Origin of the sequence: Pseudomonas sp. B21128 (assembly GCF_044218865.1) — a bacterium.
Taxonomy (GTDB): Bacteria; Pseudomonadota; Gammaproteobacteria; order Pseudomonadales; family Pseudomonadaceae; genus Aquipseudomonas; species Aquipseudomonas iridis.
Map to the genome: position 1 here is coordinate 1,094,063 of NZ_CP162590.1, position 14,384 is coordinate 1,108,446.

12 protein-coding genes are annotated in these 14,384 nt (G+C 59.3%); 9 read left to right on the forward strand and 3 right to left on the reverse strand.

Translation table 11 applies throughout. From position 1 onward, the window contains the following. Positions 1 to 5 precede the first annotated feature (5 nt). The 3 genes from prlC (at position 6) to AB4P91_RS04725 (ending at position 4,513) form a co-directional block, all read left to right on the forward strand. The gene (gene prlC / locus AB4P91_RS04715; protein WP_395604410.1) at positions 6 to 2,084 is read left to right on the forward strand and encodes an oligopeptidase A; all 2,079 of its coding nucleotides are present in this window, start codon (positions 6 to 8) and stop codon (positions 2,082 to 2,084) included. After that, entirely contained in the window at positions 2,081 to 2,371 is a 291-nt protein-coding gene (locus tag AB4P91_RS04720) for a YheV family putative zinc ribbon protein (RefSeq protein WP_150595845.1), read from the forward strand. The genes prlC and AB4P91_RS04720 overlap by 4 nt, the downstream gene beginning before the upstream one ends. Before the next feature lie 111 nt (positions 2,372 to 2,482). Next, complete coding sequence (locus AB4P91_RS04725) at positions 2,483 to 4,513, forward strand: M3 family metallopeptidase (RefSeq protein WP_395604411.1); 2,031 nt, start codon at positions 2,483 to 2,485, stop codon at positions 4,511 to 4,513. On the opposite strand, the gene AB4P91_RS04730 is transcribed toward AB4P91_RS04725, so the two are convergent. Next, positions 4,514 to 5,158, reverse strand: a complete 645-nt coding sequence (locus AB4P91_RS04730; RefSeq protein ID WP_395604412.1) for a dual specificity protein phosphatase family protein — start codon at positions 5,156 to 5,158, stop codon at positions 4,514 to 4,516. Between the two features lie 307 nt (positions 5,159 to 5,465). On the opposite strand from AB4P91_RS04730, the gene AB4P91_RS04735 reads away from it, so the two are divergent. Genes AB4P91_RS04735 through AB4P91_RS04745 form a run of 3 tightly spaced genes read left to right on the forward strand, consistent with a single transcriptional unit; the run spans position 5,466 to position 9,313 of the window. Beyond that, positions 5,466 to 6,212 (forward strand): gluconate 2-dehydrogenase subunit 3 family protein, encoded by a 747-nt coding sequence (locus AB4P91_RS04735; RefSeq protein ID WP_150593259.1) that lies wholly within the window; start codon positions 5,466 to 5,468, stop codon positions 6,210 to 6,212. Positions 6,213 to 6,214: 2 nt separating this feature from the next. After that, positions 6,215 to 7,999 (forward strand): GMC family oxidoreductase, encoded by a 1,785-nt coding sequence (locus AB4P91_RS04740; RefSeq protein WP_150593260.1) that lies wholly within the window; start codon positions 6,215 to 6,217, stop codon positions 7,997 to 7,999. A gap of 12 nt (positions 8,000 to 8,011) precedes the next feature. Beyond that, entirely contained in the window at positions 8,012 to 9,313 is a 1,302-nt protein-coding gene (locus tag AB4P91_RS04745; RefSeq protein WP_395604413.1) for a c-type cytochrome, read from the forward strand. Positions 9,314 to 9,392: 79 nt separating this feature from the next. Here the strand turns inward: AB4P91_RS04745 and AB4P91_RS04750 are convergent, their stop codons facing one another. After that, positions 9,393 to 9,695, reverse strand: coding sequence for a hypothetical protein (locus tag AB4P91_RS04750; RefSeq protein ID WP_150688218.1), 303 nt, complete (start codon positions 9,693 to 9,695; stop codon positions 9,393 to 9,395). 245 nt (positions 9,696 to 9,940) lie between these two features. On the opposite strand from AB4P91_RS04750, the gene AB4P91_RS04755 reads away from it, so the two are divergent. The 3 genes from AB4P91_RS04755 (at position 9,941) to AB4P91_RS04765 (ending at position 13,582) form a co-directional block, all read left to right on the forward strand. Then, positions 9,941 to 10,999, forward strand: coding sequence for a PA0069 family radical SAM protein (locus tag AB4P91_RS04755; protein WP_395604414.1), 1,059 nt, complete (start codon positions 9,941 to 9,943; stop codon positions 10,997 to 10,999). Between the two features lie 237 nt (positions 11,000 to 11,236). Beyond that, positions 11,237 to 11,965, forward strand: a complete 729-nt coding sequence (locus AB4P91_RS04760) for a carbonic anhydrase (RefSeq protein WP_047299211.1) — start codon at positions 11,237 to 11,239, stop codon at positions 11,963 to 11,965. A 90-nt stretch (positions 11,966 to 12,055) separates the two neighbouring features. Then, entirely contained in the window at positions 12,056 to 13,582 is a 1,527-nt protein-coding gene (locus tag AB4P91_RS04765) for a SulP family inorganic anion transporter (RefSeq protein WP_395604415.1), read from the forward strand. Between the two features lie 135 nt (positions 13,583 to 13,717). On the opposite strand, the gene AB4P91_RS04770 is transcribed toward AB4P91_RS04765, so the two are convergent. After that, on the reverse strand, positions 13,718 to 14,368 hold the full coding sequence (locus AB4P91_RS04770; RefSeq protein WP_150593265.1) for a hypothetical protein: 651 nt from the start codon (positions 14,366 to 14,368) through the stop codon (positions 13,718 to 13,720). Between the last annotated feature and the right edge of the window lie 16 nt (positions 14,369 to 14,384).

Genomic DNA, 14,384 nt, shown 5'->3' on the forward strand with positions numbered 1-14,384 from the left:
GGCGCATGTTTCTTCCAGCCAAGGTGCCAACCGTGAGCGTGAACAACCCTCTTCTGCAGTCCTACGACCTGCCGCCGTTCTCCACGATCCGTGCCGAACACGTCTTGCCAGCCATCGAAACCATCCTGGCCGACAACCGCGCCGCCATCGCCGAGATCCTCAAGAGCCAAGGCCACAACCCTACCTGGGCCGGCCTGGTATTGGCGATGGACGAACTCAATGATCGCCTCGGCGCAGCCTGGAGTCCGGTCAGCCACCTCAATGCTGTGTGCAACAGCGCCGAATTGCGTGAAGCCTACGAGTCGTGCCTGCCAGCATTGAGCGCCTACTCCACCGAGATGGGCCAGAACCGCGAACTGTTCCAGGCTTTCGAAGCATTGGCCAACAGCCCGGAAGCCGCCGGTTTCGACGTCGCGCAAAAAACGATCCTGGAACATGCCCTGCGTGACTTCCGTCTGTCGGGTATCGACCTGCCGGAAGCTGAACAGAAGCGCTACGCCGAAGTGCAAAGCAAGCTGTCCGAGCTGGGCAGCCGTTTCTCCAACCAGTTGCTCGATGCCACTCAAGCGTGGACCAAGCACATCACCGACGAAGCCGTCCTCGCCGGCCTGACCGATTCGGCCAAGGCGCAAATGGCTGCCGCGGCCCAGGCCAAGGACCTCGATGGCTGGTTGATCACCCTGGAATTCCCAAGCTACTACGCGGTAATGACTTACGCCCAGGACCGTGCGCTGCGCGAAGAAGTCTACGCCGCCTACTGCACCCGCGCCTCGGATCAAGGCCCGAACGCCGGTCAGAACGACAACGGTCCGGTGATGGAAGAAATTCTCGACCTGCGTCAGGAGCTGGCAAAACTCTTGGGCTTCGCCAGTTTCTCCGAGTTGAGCCTTGCTACCAAAATGGCCGAGTCCAGCGATCAGGTGCTGAGCTTCCTTCGCGATCTGGCCAAACGCAGCAAGCCGTTCGCCGCCCAAGATCTGCAGCAACTGCGCGCCTACGCCGCCGAGCAGGGTTGCGCTGATCTGCAAAGCTGGGATGTGGGTTTCTACGGCGAAAAACTTCGCGAACAACGCTACAGCGTCGCCCAGGAAACCCTGCGCGCCTACTTCCCGATCGACAAGGTTCTCGGTGGTCTGTTCGCCATCGTCCAGCGTCTGTACGGCATCGAGATCGCCGAGCAGAAAGGCTTCGACACCTGGCACCCGGATGTTCGCCTGTTCGAAATCAAGGAAAACGGCCAGCACGTCGGCCGCTTCTTCTTCGATCTGTATGCCCGCGCCAACAAGCGTGGCGGTGCGTGGATGGACGGCGCCCGCGACCGTCGCCGTACTGTCGACGGCGTGCTGCAAAGCCCGGTGGCCAATCTGGTGTGCAACTTCACCCCGGCCGACAGCGGCAAGCCTGCGCTGCTGACCCACGATGAAGTGACCACGCTGTTCCACGAATTCGGCCACGGCCTGCATCACCTGCTGACCCGCGTCGAGCATGCCGGCGTGTCGGGCATCAACGGCGTGGCGTGGGATGCGGTCGAGCTGCCGAGCCAGTTCATGGAAAACTGGTGCTGGGAGCCGGAAGGCCTCGCGCTGATTTCCGGTCACTACGAAACCGGCGAAGCGCTGCCTCAGGACCTGCTGGAAAAAATGCTCGCGGCGAAGAACTTCCAGTCCGGCCTGATGATGGTGCGTCAGCTGGAGTTCTCGCTGTTCGATTTCGAACTGCATGCCACTCACGGTGATGGCCGCAGCCCGCTGCAAGTGCTCGAAGGCGTGCGTGACGAGGTGTCGGTGATGCGTCCTCCGACCTACAACCGCTTCCCCAACAGCTTCGCGCACATCTTCGCCGGCGGTTACGCGGCGGGTTACTACAGCTACAAGTGGGCGGAAGTGCTGTCGGCCGATGCGTTCTCGAAATTCGAAGAAGACGGTGTGCTCAACGCTGAAACCGGTCGCGCCTTCCGCGAAGCGATTCTGGCGCGCGGCGGCTCGCAAGCGCCGATGGTGCTGTTCGTCGACTTCCGTGGCCGTGAGCCATCGATTGACGCACTGTTGCGTCATAGCGGCCTGACCGAGGGCGCGGCAGCATGAGTGAGGGGCCAGTGATCACCAAAAAACGCTTTATCGCCGGGGCTGTCTGCCCGGCGTGCAGCGAGCCGGACAGACTGATGATGTGGAACGAGGACACCGTGCCCCACCGCGAATGCGTGGCCTGCGGTTACTCCGACACGCTGAACGAGCAAGGGCTGTCGGTTCCAAAAGAGCTGGGCACGCGGGTCAACACCAGCGCGCTGAAACCGCCAGCGGACAAGAAAGTCCAGGCAGTGCAGTTTTTCCCTAATCCGAAACTTGCGAAAAAGCCTGACGAGCCACATTGAGTCAGTACCACCTTCCACCGATCAGCGGTGGAAGGTGGTAACTATCTACCGCCCTTCCCCTGCGCTTCCTGCCTAGGCTGGCCCTTTCAGCCAACCCTCAAGGAAGACGTCATGCCTGACACCAATCCGCTTTTACGACACTGGTCATTGCCCCCGTGGTCGGACATTCGCGCCGAGCATCTGCTGCCCGCCATTAACGCAATCGTTGCCGAAAACCAGCAGATCATTGCTCACGTGATCGCCAGCCAGACAGAGCATCCAAACTGGGATGATCTGGTGGTGGCCATCGATTCGGCCGATGCGCGCCTGACCGAAGCAGTGGGCATTATCGACACGCTATCGACGGTCAAATCCGACGACGCCGACTGGCTCAGGGAAAGCGCGTTGAGCAGCCTCGCTGCAGGCCGGTACATAGATGACAAAACCGCCAATCTCGAGTTGTACCGTACCTATCAACGCCTGGCACAGAGTGCGGTTGCCGCCAGTTTCGATGATCAACGCAAAGCCTCGCTGGCGAAGATTCTGCGCAGTTTCCGTTTGTCCGGTATCGAACTGCAGCCCGCGCAACAGCAAAAACTTGCCCGCCTGAACCGGGATATCCGCAATCTGGAGCAGTTGTTTCAAAGCAATCTGGAACTGGCCAACGCCGCGTGGAGCAAGCGAATCAACGACATCACACTACTTCAAGGCCTGTCTGCCGAGGTACAGGCACGACTGGCCCTCAAGGCGAAAACGGCTGGACACAGCGGCTGGCTGCTCACGCTGGATCAGAACACCTATCGACAACTCATGACTCATGCGCAAAACCGCGCGCTGCGTGAAGAGTACTTCACGGCCTGGATCAACCGCGCCTCTGATCAAGGTCCGCAGGCAGAAAAACTCGACAACGATCCGGTCCTGTCGGTGCTGGTCGCGTTGCGCCACGAAAAAGCTCAACTATTGGGTTTCGAGAATTTCGTCGAGTTGCGCCTGGCAGACCGTATGGCCACGTCCCCCACGCAAGTCAGTGCGTTTATCCGCCAGCAAGTCGTACTGAATACGCCACATCTGCTGAGCGATACGCAGGCGTTGAAAGCCTTTGCGCTCACCCTGGGGTATGCAGATATCCAGCCGTGGGATGAGGAATTTCTGGCCGAGCAATTACGCCTGCAGCAGTTGAACGGGGCGCTAAAAGGCTTGCGTCAGTATTTTTCGCTTGATGACACGCTGCGCAAACTCTGCCGGTTCTGCGAGCACTTGTTTGGCATCACCATCGTCGAGCAGACAGCACTCAGCCACTGGCATGACAGCGTCCGGCTGTTGGATGTCAGCGAGCACGGGCAAGTGATCGGGCACCTCTACGTTGACCCTTTCCACCGTGAAGACGCCACGGACTTTGCGTTCACCTCCGTGCTACGTATTCGCAGCATCAATGCCGAGGGGCGACCAGCGCTGCCGATCGCTTGCCTCAATTGCAATTTCCCGCCTGCCACCGAAGCGCACCCGTGCCTGCTCTCCCACGAAAACCTGCGGGTGCTGTTTCACGAGTTCGGCCATTGTTTGCAGCATGTGCTGACGCGTTCGCCCCATCGCAACCTCGCGGGGATCTCTCAACTGGGACGCGACACGGCGGAATTCGCCGGGCAGCTGTTCGAGCATTGGTGTCAGTCTCCAGACTTTCTGCTGTGGCTGGGGGCGCATTACCAGAGCGGCGAACGTCTGACGGCGGCGCGAGTCAACACCGCACTGGCTGCGCTTGGCGCCCAGACCAGTCGATCAACCGCCATGTTGCTGCTGACGGCGTTGTTTGATCTGGAGTTGCACCGCAGTCAGGGTGATGGCCGCACCATCGAACAGGTTTTCGAGGATGTCCAACGCGAGATGTCGCACCTGCGACTGTCGGGTTATCATCGTTTCGCCTTTGGCTTTGATTACCTGGTGACCGGTTACGAAGCGTCAGTCTATGCCTACAAGTGGTCAGGGGTACTGGCGACCGAAGCGTTCAAGCGGTTCCAGCGGGACGGGGTTTTCGACCCGCAAACGGGCCGCGCTTTTCGCGAGGCGTTCTTTGCCCCTGGCGACTCAGGCTCGCTGCTGACCGCGCTGGAAGCCTTTCTCGGCCAACCGGTCGACACGCCACTCTTTGCAGCCACCACCGATTGATCACTTCAGATTAACCGTTTGAAACCAGCTCTTCAGCGAACAGGTCGCAAACGCGCTGGTGCTGCAATCACCATTGGCCAGCGCGGTACGCAGTTTGTCGACATCAGCCTGCATCACATAGCGCACGCTGTCGTGGAAGTGGCCGCTTTCCCCAAAACCACCTTGGGTCATCTCGTTCAGAGCGTCCTCTTTGCTCCAGCCTTGCACCACTAAGCGGTACATCGCGGCCATTAGCCCGGTGCGGTCGGAGCCGTGCTTGCAGTGCATCAACACCGGGCCACTGGCCTCGGCTTCCTGAATCGCACGCAGGGTCTTGAGCACATCACTGTCGTCGACGTGGTTGGTGCGATACGGTAATTGCACTTGATGAATGCCGGGCGTGGACAGCCAGTTGCTATCGGCTTCGGGCAGGAAGTTGATGACCGTGGCCACTTTCAGACTCTTCAATAACGGCACGGCACCGTCATCGGGCAACGCGCTGCGGTACAGCGTTGGCGACATCTGGAACAGGTTGTATTGCACTTCAATCGGCTGCGCCCATTCCGCAGGACGAAGGGCCGCAGGCTCGGCAGCCTGTGCCGGCAACACCTGCAAGAGCATGACAAGCGACAAGCCCACAGCAGGAAAAAGATGCACTCGGGACATGCTGGATTAACCGTATCGGGATTTTCAGTGACAGGAGCCTCAGCGTCGCGGTTTGGCGGTCAAAGCCCCGTGAGCCGGGTGTCAAAGAAGCGTGAATCGGCATTCTTCCCTCAACTCTCACCCTGCAATTCCAGTCTTTTTTGCGCCTTATCGACTCATTCAGATGCTTAGCCTGCTACCATTTGTCACATCTTGTTGCAGACGCCCTCCCCTTTTACGGGTCAAACCGGCCACGTCGCGACAGCAAATCCTATAGCCGTTCGCAGAAACGGTTGACCAATCTTGATGCCTGATGAGGTGCAACCCAATGTCTGATGAGAATCGAGACAACCCGCGGCGTGATTTTCTACGCAAATCTCTGACCCTGATTCCAGTGGTCACCCTCGCCGGCACCGGTTTGGGCAGCAGTGTCCTGCATGCCTCGCCTCAAGCCGCACCGGCCACACCCGCAGCGCCACCGACTCGCGCTGACGCGGGCGTTTATCAGCCGAGCTATTTCACCGCCGAGGAATGGGCCTTCATCAATGCCGCCGTGGCGCAGTTGATTCCTGCCGATGCTCAAGGCCCAGGCGCGATCGAAGCCGGTGTGCCGGAATACATCGACCGCCAGATGAACACGCCGTATGCCGCTGGCGCCCTGTGGTACATGCAAGGACCGTTCAACGCCGACGCTGCGCCGGAGATGGGCTGGCAGAGCAAATTGGTCCCGAAAGAGATCTATCGCCTCGGCATCGCCGCCACGGATCAGTGGACAAAAGCCCTCAACGGTAAAACATTTGCCGAGCAAGACAGCGCTACCCGAGACGATTTGCTCAAGCAACTCGAAGCCGGCAAACCGCAGTTCGATAGCGTTCCGGCGAAGATTTTCTTCAATCTGCTGCTGCAAAACACCAAGGAAGGGTTCTTCTGCGACCCGATCCACGGCGGCAACAAAGGCATGGTCGGCTGGACCATGATCGGCTTCCCCGGCGCCCGCGCCGATTTCATGGATTGGGTGGAACGCAACGAGCAATACCCCTTCCCGGCAGTTTCGATTCGCGGCGAGAGGGCGTAAGCATGGCAACCGTAATGAAGAAGGTCGACGCAGTGATCGTCGGTTTTGGCTGGACTGGCGCGATCATGGCCAAAGAGCTGACCGAAGCAGGTCTGAATGTGCTGGCGCTGGAGCGCGGGCCGATGCAGGACACGTACCCCGACGGCAACTATCCGCAAGTGATCGACGAACTCACCTACAGCGTGCGCAAAAAACTCTTTCAGGACATCTCCAAAGAGACTGTCACCATTCGCCACAGCGTCAACGACATCGCTCTGCCGAACCGCCAGTTGGGCGCGTTCCTGCCGGGCAATGGCGTCGGCGGTGCCGGGCTGCACTGGTCGGGCGTGCACTTTCGCGTCGACCCGATCGAGTTGCGCATGCGCAGCCACTACGAGGAGCGCTACGGCAAAAGCTTCATTCCCAAGGACATGACCATTCAGGACTTCGGCGTCAGCTATGAAGAGCTGGAGCCGTTCTTCGATTACGCCGAAAAAGTCTTCGGCACCTCGGGTCAGGCCTGGACCGTCAAAGGTCAGTTGGTCGGTCAGGGCAAGGGGGGGAACCCTTACGCGCCGGACCGCTCGAACCCTTTCCCGCTGGAAGCGCAGAAGAACACGGTTTCCGCACAGCTGTTCGGCAAGGCAGCCACAGAGGTTGGTTACAAACCCTACAACCTGCCTTCGGCAAATACTTCAGGGCCGTACACCAATCCCTACGGTGCGCAGATGGGCCCGTGCAACTTCTGCGGATTTTGCAGCGGTTACGTTTGCTACATGTATTCCAAAGCTTCGCCGAACGTGAACATTCTGCCGGCGCTCAAACCGCTGCCGAATTTCGAGCTGCGGGCCAACGCCCATGTGCTGCGGGTCAATCTCGACAGCAGCAAAACCAAAGCCACCGGCGTCACCTACATCGATGCGCAAGGCCGGGAGATCGAGCAACCGGCGGATCTGGTGATCCTCGGCGCGTTCCAGTTGCACAACGTGCGACTGATGCTGCTCTCCGGGATCGGCAAGCCTTACGATCCGATCAGCGGCGAAGGCGTGGTCGGGCGCAACTTCGCTTACCAGAACATGGCAACGATCAAGGCGTTCTTCGACAAGGACACCCACACCAACAACTTCATCGGGGCCGGCGGTAACGGTGTGGCGCTGGATGACTTCAACGCCGACAACTTCGACCACGGCCCGCACGGCTTCGTCGGCGGATCGCCCATGTGGGTCAACCAGGCTGGCAGCCGACCGATTGCCGGCACCTCGAACCCGCCGGGCACACCAGCCTGGGGCAGCGCATGGAAACGCGCGACCGCCGATTACTACACCCACCAGGTGTCGATGGACGCCCACGGCGCGCATCAGTCCTACAGAGGTAACTACCTCGATCTAGATCCGGTGTACCGCGATGCCTACGGCTTGCCGCTGCTGCGCATGACCTTCGACTGGCAGGAAAACGACATCAAGATGAACCGCTTCATGGTCGAGAAAATGGGCAAGGTCGCCGAAGCAATGGGCCCCAAAGCCATTGCGGTGATCGGCAAGAAAGTCGGCGACCACTTCAATACGGCGTCGTACCAGACCACCCACCTCAACGGCGGCGCGATCATGGGCACCGATCCGAAAACCAGTGCGTTGAACCGTTACCTGCAGAGCTGGGACGTGCACAACGTCTTCGTTCCGGGCGCCTCGGCATTCCCGCAAGGTTTGGGCTACAACCCGACCGGTCTGGTCGCGGCGCTGACCTATTGGTCGGCGAAGGCGATCCGTGAGCAATACCTGAAAAACCCCGGCCCGCTGGTTCAGGCTTAAGGAGCGATGACCATGAAGAAGTTTGTTATCGCGTCCCTTGCGCTGCTCGGCAGTGCTGCTTTGCAGGCGGCCGAAGTCGATCAATCCTTGATCAAGCAGGGTGAATACCTGTCCCGCGCCGGTGACTGCGTGGCGTGCCACACCGCGAAAAACGGCAAGCCGTTCGCCGGGGGCCTGCCAATGGAAACGCCGATCGGCACGATCTACTCGACCAATATCACCCCGGATAAAACCGGCGTGGGTGATTACAGCTTCGAGGACTTTGATCAGGCTGTGCGTCATGGCGTCGCCAAAAACGGTAGTACGTTGTACCCGGCGATGCCGTATCCGTCCTACGCCCGTGTCAGCGAAACCGACATGAAAGCGTTGTACGCGTACTTCATGCACGGCGTGGAACCCGTCGCGCAAGAGAACAAGGCCAGCGACATCCCATGGCCGTTGAGCATGCGTTGGCCGCTGATGGGCTGGCGCTGGATGTTTGCGCCGAAGGTCGAGGACTACAAGTCGACGTCAGACGACCCGGTGATTGATCGTGGGGCGTATCTGGTAGAAGGGCTCGGACATTGCGGCGCCTGCCATACGCCACGTGCCCTGACCATGCAGGAAAAATCCCTGAGTGCGGCCGATGGCAGCCACTTTCTGGCCGGCAGTGCGCCGCTGGAAGGCTGGATCGCCAAGAGTCTGCGTGGCGATCACAAGGATGGTCTCGGCAGCTGGAGCGAGGAGCAACTGGTGCAATTCCTCAAGACCGGCCGCAGTGATCGCAGCGCCGTGTTCGGCGGCATGAGCGATGTGGTCACCCACAGCATGCAGTACATGACCGACGCCGACTTGACCGCGATTGCGCGCTATCTCAAGTCGTTGCCGGCCAGTGATCCGAACGATCAGCCGCATCAGTACGACGCGACAGCCGCCAAAGCCCTGTGGAACGGCGACGACAGTCAGCGCGGTGCTTCGGTGTACATCGACAACTGCGCGGCATGCCATCGCACCGACGGTCACGGTTACACCCGTGTATTCCCGGCGCTGGCAGGCAACCCGGTGTTGCAATCAGACGACCCGACCTCACTGATTCACATTGTGCTCAAGGGCGGCACATTGCCCGCGACGCACACTGCGCCATCGACTTTCACCATGCCTGGTTTCGCCTGGCGGTTATCGGATCAGGAAGTCGCGGATGTGGTGAGCTTCATTCGTGGTAGTTGGGGCAACAAGGGCGCGCCGGTGTCGGCCAAAGACGTCGTTGGACTGCGCACCGACGATATGAAAACAACGTCTGGTGATGATCTTGGCCAGGTAACTAGCCACAACTAAAACATAAAACCCTGCATGAATCATTCATGCAGGGTTTTTGTTGCAACTTGTCGTGATGACCCATGCTTCAAGAAGCCATTCAAGGATTGACGATACTCACATAAGCCTTGGCCAATGCCTCCAACTTGGCCTTGTCATCACCATCAATATCGCCGTCCCCGTCAACATCCTTTTTGTCGGTGCGGATGATGAACGACTTGCCATGATCGCTGGACACCGCGACAACATAAATCGAATCGACCAAGGACTCGGTCGACAGCTGCTCCTCCGCGTCCCAGCCCAGTTCCTTGCGCGCAAGTTGCATCGAAACAACGGTATTGGGTTCCGATGGGCCCGGCAGCATCATTTGCAGAAAAACACCACGCTGATTGAGAAACGACATAAATTAAATCCTTTTATAATTAATACACAGGCATCAGTGCCGGTAAGTTGCGAAGGCTATAGTTGATAACTTCCCTTCACAACTAAACATATGTTTCCCGGGTTGTCCCTGGTTTTAACTATTTATATAAACAGCGAACAGAATCGCAAGAATGACCCGCGACGGCTTTTCTCTGGCCGAACGGTACTGGATCGTCCAGGCCTTGCTCATATACTGTATGCATATACAGACACGAGATTCGCCCAATGATCAGCCCTCTCCCCCCTCGCGGCCGCGGCACCGGGACCAACCCGCACAATCGCTTCGCGCCAAACCGCTCGGTGGCGGAGGACGATGGCTGGTATCAGGAAGTGCCCGAAACGCAAAACACCGAGGTGATGATCGAAACCGCAAAAACCATCATTACCCGCAACACTTCCCCCGACCTGCCCTTTGATCGCTCCATCAATCCCTATCGCGGCTGCGAGCATGGCTGCATCTATTGCTACGCTCGGCCCAGCCACGCCTATTGGGACATGTCGCCCGGGCTGGACTTTGAAACGAAGCTGATCGCCAAGACCAACGCTGCGCAAGTGCTGGAAGAGCAACTGAACAAACGTGGCTATGAATGCGCGCCAATCAATCTGGGCTCCAACACTGATCCGTATCAGCCCATCGAACGCGAACACAAGATCACCCGTCAGATCCTCGAAGTGCTTTTGCGCTATCGGCATCCGATAACCATCGTCACCAAGGGCTCGCTGATCCTGCGCGATCTCGACTTGCTGACCGAACTGGCGCAGCAGCGGCTGGTGGCCGTGATGATCAGCCTCACGACGCTGGACGACGAACTCAAACGCATCCTCGAGCCGCGCGCCGCAGCGCCCAAGGCGCGTTTACGGGCGATCCGGGTGATGCGCGAAGCGGGCATTCCGGTCGGTGTCCTGTGTTCACCGATGATTCCGATGATCAACGACAGCGAGATCGAAGGCTTGCTCACCGAAGCCCACGCCGCCGGTGCGCAAAGCGCTGCCTACATGATGCTGCGCCTGCCGCTGGAGGTGGCGCCGTTGTTTGAGGAATGGCTGCAAGCGCACTACCCGCAAAGGGCGGCGCATGTGCTGAGCCTGATTCGCCAGAGCCGTGGCGGTGAGCTTTATGACAGCCGTTTCGGTGCGCGCATGCGGGGCGAAGGGCCGTTCGCCGATCTGCTCGCCCAGCGCTTTGCCAAGGCGATCAAGCGTCTGGGTCTCAATCATCGCGAAGGCTACAACCTCGATTGCACGGCCTTCTGTCCGCCGGGTCGCCAGATGTCGTTGATTTAGCGACAATTGCCTTATGGTCGAGGGGTTGGAAACCTTCCGCCGAAAACCTCAGTCACGTTTTTTGTGACCTGGAACACACGTTCTAGAGCGTTTGATTCAGTTTGAGTTAAGTTTCGGCGGCTACCTTGTTCATCGAGTGACTGACGGGTCGGGATGACCCGGATGTTTTAAACAGCCACTGGCTTCATACCGGAATACCGGGGCAAGACTCCCTGAATCCGCCAAAGAGGATGAATCATGAGTGACAAGGATAAACAGCCGCTGGCTGCGTCGGCGCAAACCCCTGAAGCGGAATCCGCCGATGCAGCGCTGCGACAGATCGTAGACGGCTTTTTGCATTTTCATCATGAGGTCTTCCCCCAGCAGGAAGAACTCTTCAAAAAACTTGCCACGGCCCAAGCGCCCAAGGCGATGTTCATCACTTGCGCCGACTCGCGCATCGTCCCCGAACTGATTACCCAGAGCTCGCCCGGCGATCTGTTCGTGACGCGTAACGTCGGCAACGTCGTGCCACCGTACGGCCAGATGAACGGCGGCGTTTCCACCGCCATCGAATACGCGGTACTGGCGCTGGGCGTGCAGCACATCATCATCTGCGGCCACTCCGATTGCGGCGCCATGCGTGCGGTGCTCAATCCCGACAGCCTGGAAAAAATGCCGACGGTCAAAGCCTGGTTGCGCCATGCCGAAGTCGCGAAAACCATGGTGCATGAGAACTGTCACTGCGCCGACGAAAAAGAGAGCATGCCGATCCTCACCGAGGAAAACGTCATCGCCCAATTGCAGCACTTGCGTACCCATCCCTCGGTAGCCTCACGCATGGCGAACGGTCATCTGTTCATCCATGGCTGGGTCTACAACATCGAAACCAGTGAAATCAAAGCTTACGACGCGGATCAGGGCCGTTTCCTGCCGCTCGATGGCAGCCATCCGATTCCGGTGGCGACGCCCAAAGCGCGCTTCTAAATCTTCCTGACAATCTGTGTGGTTTGACGCCGGCCGCTGTTTCAGCGGCGCGGCCTCGCCATGCCTGAAGAAAACTTCGGGAGAATCACCATGCGTGCTGCTCAATTGAAAGCTGTGTTGCCACGGGAGCTGCTCGCATCCGTGGTTGTGTTTTTGGTCGCCCTGCCGTTGTGCATGGGCATTGCAATCGCTTCAGGGTTGCCGCCGGCGAAGGGTTTGATCACCGGGATCATCGGTGGTCTGGTGGTAGGTTGGCTGGCGGGTTCACCGTTACAGGTCAGCGGGCCAGCGGCGGGGCTGGCGGTTTTGGTGTTCGAGCTGGTGCGCCAGCACGGTATCGAGATGCTTGGGCCGATTTTGCTGCTCGCCGGTTTCCTGCAACTGGTGGCCGGGCGACTGAAGCTCGGCTGCTGGTTTCGGGTCACGGCGCCAGCGGTGGTCTACGGCATGCTGGCGGGGATTGGCGTGTTGATCGTGCTGTCACAGGTGCATGTGATGCTCGATGCTTCGCCGAAACCTTCCGGGCTGGATAACCTCACGGCATTCCCAGCGGCGGTGGCGCAAGCCTTGCCGTCGTTTGGCTGGCAGGCCGGGTTGCTCGGGTTGTCGACGATTACGGTGATGTGGCTGTGGGAGAAATTCCGTCCGCACTCGCTGCGGTTTGTTCCCGGTGCATTGCTCGGCGTGGGCCTGGCGACGGGCGCCAGTCTACTGCTGGCGTTGCAGGTGAAGCGGGTTGAGGTGCCGGCGAATCTGGCGGAAGCCATTGACTGGTTGAAACCGGCGGACCTGCTCAGTCTGGCCGACCCGACGCTGCTGATCGCCGCGTTCGCCGTGGCGTTTATCGCCAGCGCGGAAACCCTGTTGTCGGCCGCCGCGGTAGACCGCATGCACAATGGCGTGCGTTCGGACTTCGACCGTGAGCTCTCGGCGCAAGGTGTCGGCAACATGCTCTGCGGTCTGCTCGGCGCACTGCCGATGACCGGGGTGATCGTGCGCAGTTCGGCCAACGTCCAGGCCGGTGCAACCACGCGCTACTCGACGATCTTCCATGGTCTGTGGCTGCTGGCGTTCGTGCTATTGCTGTCGAGCGTGCTGCAAAGCATTCCGGTGGCGAGTCTGGCGGGTGTGCTGGTGTATACCGGTTTCAAACTGGTCGACCTGAAAGCCTTCCGTGGTCTGAGCCGTTATGGGCGGATGCCGATGTTCACCTACGCCGCCACGGCGCTGGCGATCATTTTCACTGACCTGCTGACCGGTGTGCTGATCGGTTTTGGTCTGACGCTGGTGAAACTGGCCTTCAAGGCTTCACGCCTGAAGATCAGCTTGATCGACCTGCCGCCGGCAGGGGAAATGGAGTTACGCCTGATCGGCGCGGCGACCTTCCTCAAAGTACCGGCGCTGACCCAGGTGTTGAACACCATTCCAGCAGGCTCGACGGTGCATGTGCCGCTCAATAATCTGAGCTACATCGACCATTCGTGTCTGGAGTTGCTGGAAGAATGGGGCCGGGCGAATGGGGCCAAGGGGTCGAAGCTTGTGATCGAGTCGCGGGGGTTGAAGCGTAGGCTTGAAGGCAGGGTGCGGACCAATACCGGAATCGGCGCGGCCGGCTAAACAATTCGTTGTGAATCCAAACCCTGTGGGAGCTGGCTTGCCAGCGATGGCGGAGTTTCAGTCACCGATGATGTTGACTGATCCACCGCTATCGCTGGCAAGCCAGCTCCCACAATGATTTGTGTTGGCTTTGGATTACGCAGCAGGCTGATCCAGCTCCAAACCCACACCCAATCGGCGGCTCATGCAAGGCCAGCGTTTCCACGCCGCACCGGTCTCAGGGCTGCTGAGTTTGTCGCGGTAGATCTCGACTGATTCCAGCGCAAAACTTTCGTCGTTGAGCATCTCGTCGATGGCGTGATGCACCGCTTCGTCCAGTTGGTTGGCAAATTCCTCACCGATCAATTGGTGAGCAATCAGGTTGGCGACCGTCATGTCCAACGGGATCAGGGGCTGGCCGAAATGCTTGATGTACAGGTCATTGACCTCTTCGACAAAACGGTGCGCCAGATAGGCTTCGTCTAGCAGGCTGTCCAGGCCAACGTGCCCGGCCATGATGGCTGGCGGCTGGAGGAAGTACTGCTCGGCGATGTTGAGCACCGGTTTGATCTGCGATTCGATTCCCGCTTCCCTGGCGACTTCATTGGCTGCATCCAGCAGGTCCGGTACTTCATCGATGTAGGCGGCGACAAAACGCGTCAGCACACCTTGGGCGTCGGCTTCCGGCAATTGGATCGCCGGGTGTAAATGAGGCAGCTTGCTTTCCAGCTGACGGGTCAGCAGGCCGGTTTCTTTCTCGTGCTGTTGGGCTTTTTGGATCTGCTCGCGCAATGCGGCGGTGTTCATGAAAACTCCAGGGTAC

Bases quoted from the DNA above. Each gene is read 5' to 3' on its own strand.
- prlC (WP_395604410.1), top strand. From the start codon at position 6: ATGTTTCTTCCAGCCAAGGTGCCAACCGTGAGCGTGAACAACCCTCTT.
- AB4P91_RS04720 (WP_150595845.1), top strand. From the start codon at position 2,081: ATGAGTGAGGGGCCAGTGATCACCAAAAAACGCTTTATCGCCGGGGCT.
- AB4P91_RS04725 (WP_395604411.1), top strand. From the start codon at position 2,483: ATGCCTGACACCAATCCGCTTTTACGACACTGGTCATTGCCCCCGTGG.
- AB4P91_RS04730 (WP_395604412.1), bottom strand. From the start codon at position 5,158: ATGTCCCGAGTGCATCTTTTTCCTGCTGTGGGCTTGTCGCTTGTCATG.
- AB4P91_RS04735 (WP_150593259.1), top strand. From the start codon at position 5,466: ATGTCTGATGAGAATCGAGACAACCCGCGGCGTGATTTTCTACGCAAA.
- AB4P91_RS04740 (WP_150593260.1), top strand. From the start codon at position 6,215: ATGGCAACCGTAATGAAGAAGGTCGACGCAGTGATCGTCGGTTTTGGC.
- AB4P91_RS04745 (WP_395604413.1), top strand. From the start codon at position 8,012: ATGAAGAAGTTTGTTATCGCGTCCCTTGCGCTGCTCGGCAGTGCTGCT.
- AB4P91_RS04750 (WP_150688218.1), bottom strand. From the start codon at position 9,695: ATGTCGTTTCTCAATCAGCGTGGTGTTTTTCTGCAAATGATGCTGCCG.
- AB4P91_RS04755 (WP_395604414.1), top strand. From the start codon at position 9,941: ATGATCAGCCCTCTCCCCCCTCGCGGCCGCGGCACCGGGACCAACCCG.
- AB4P91_RS04760 (WP_047299211.1), top strand. From the start codon at position 11,237: ATGAGTGACAAGGATAAACAGCCGCTGGCTGCGTCGGCGCAAACCCCT.
- AB4P91_RS04765 (WP_395604415.1), top strand. From the start codon at position 12,056: ATGCGTGCTGCTCAATTGAAAGCTGTGTTGCCACGGGAGCTGCTCGCA.
- AB4P91_RS04770 (WP_150593265.1), bottom strand. From the start codon at position 14,368: ATGAACACCGCCGCATTGCGCGAGCAGATCCAAAAAGCCCAACAGCAC.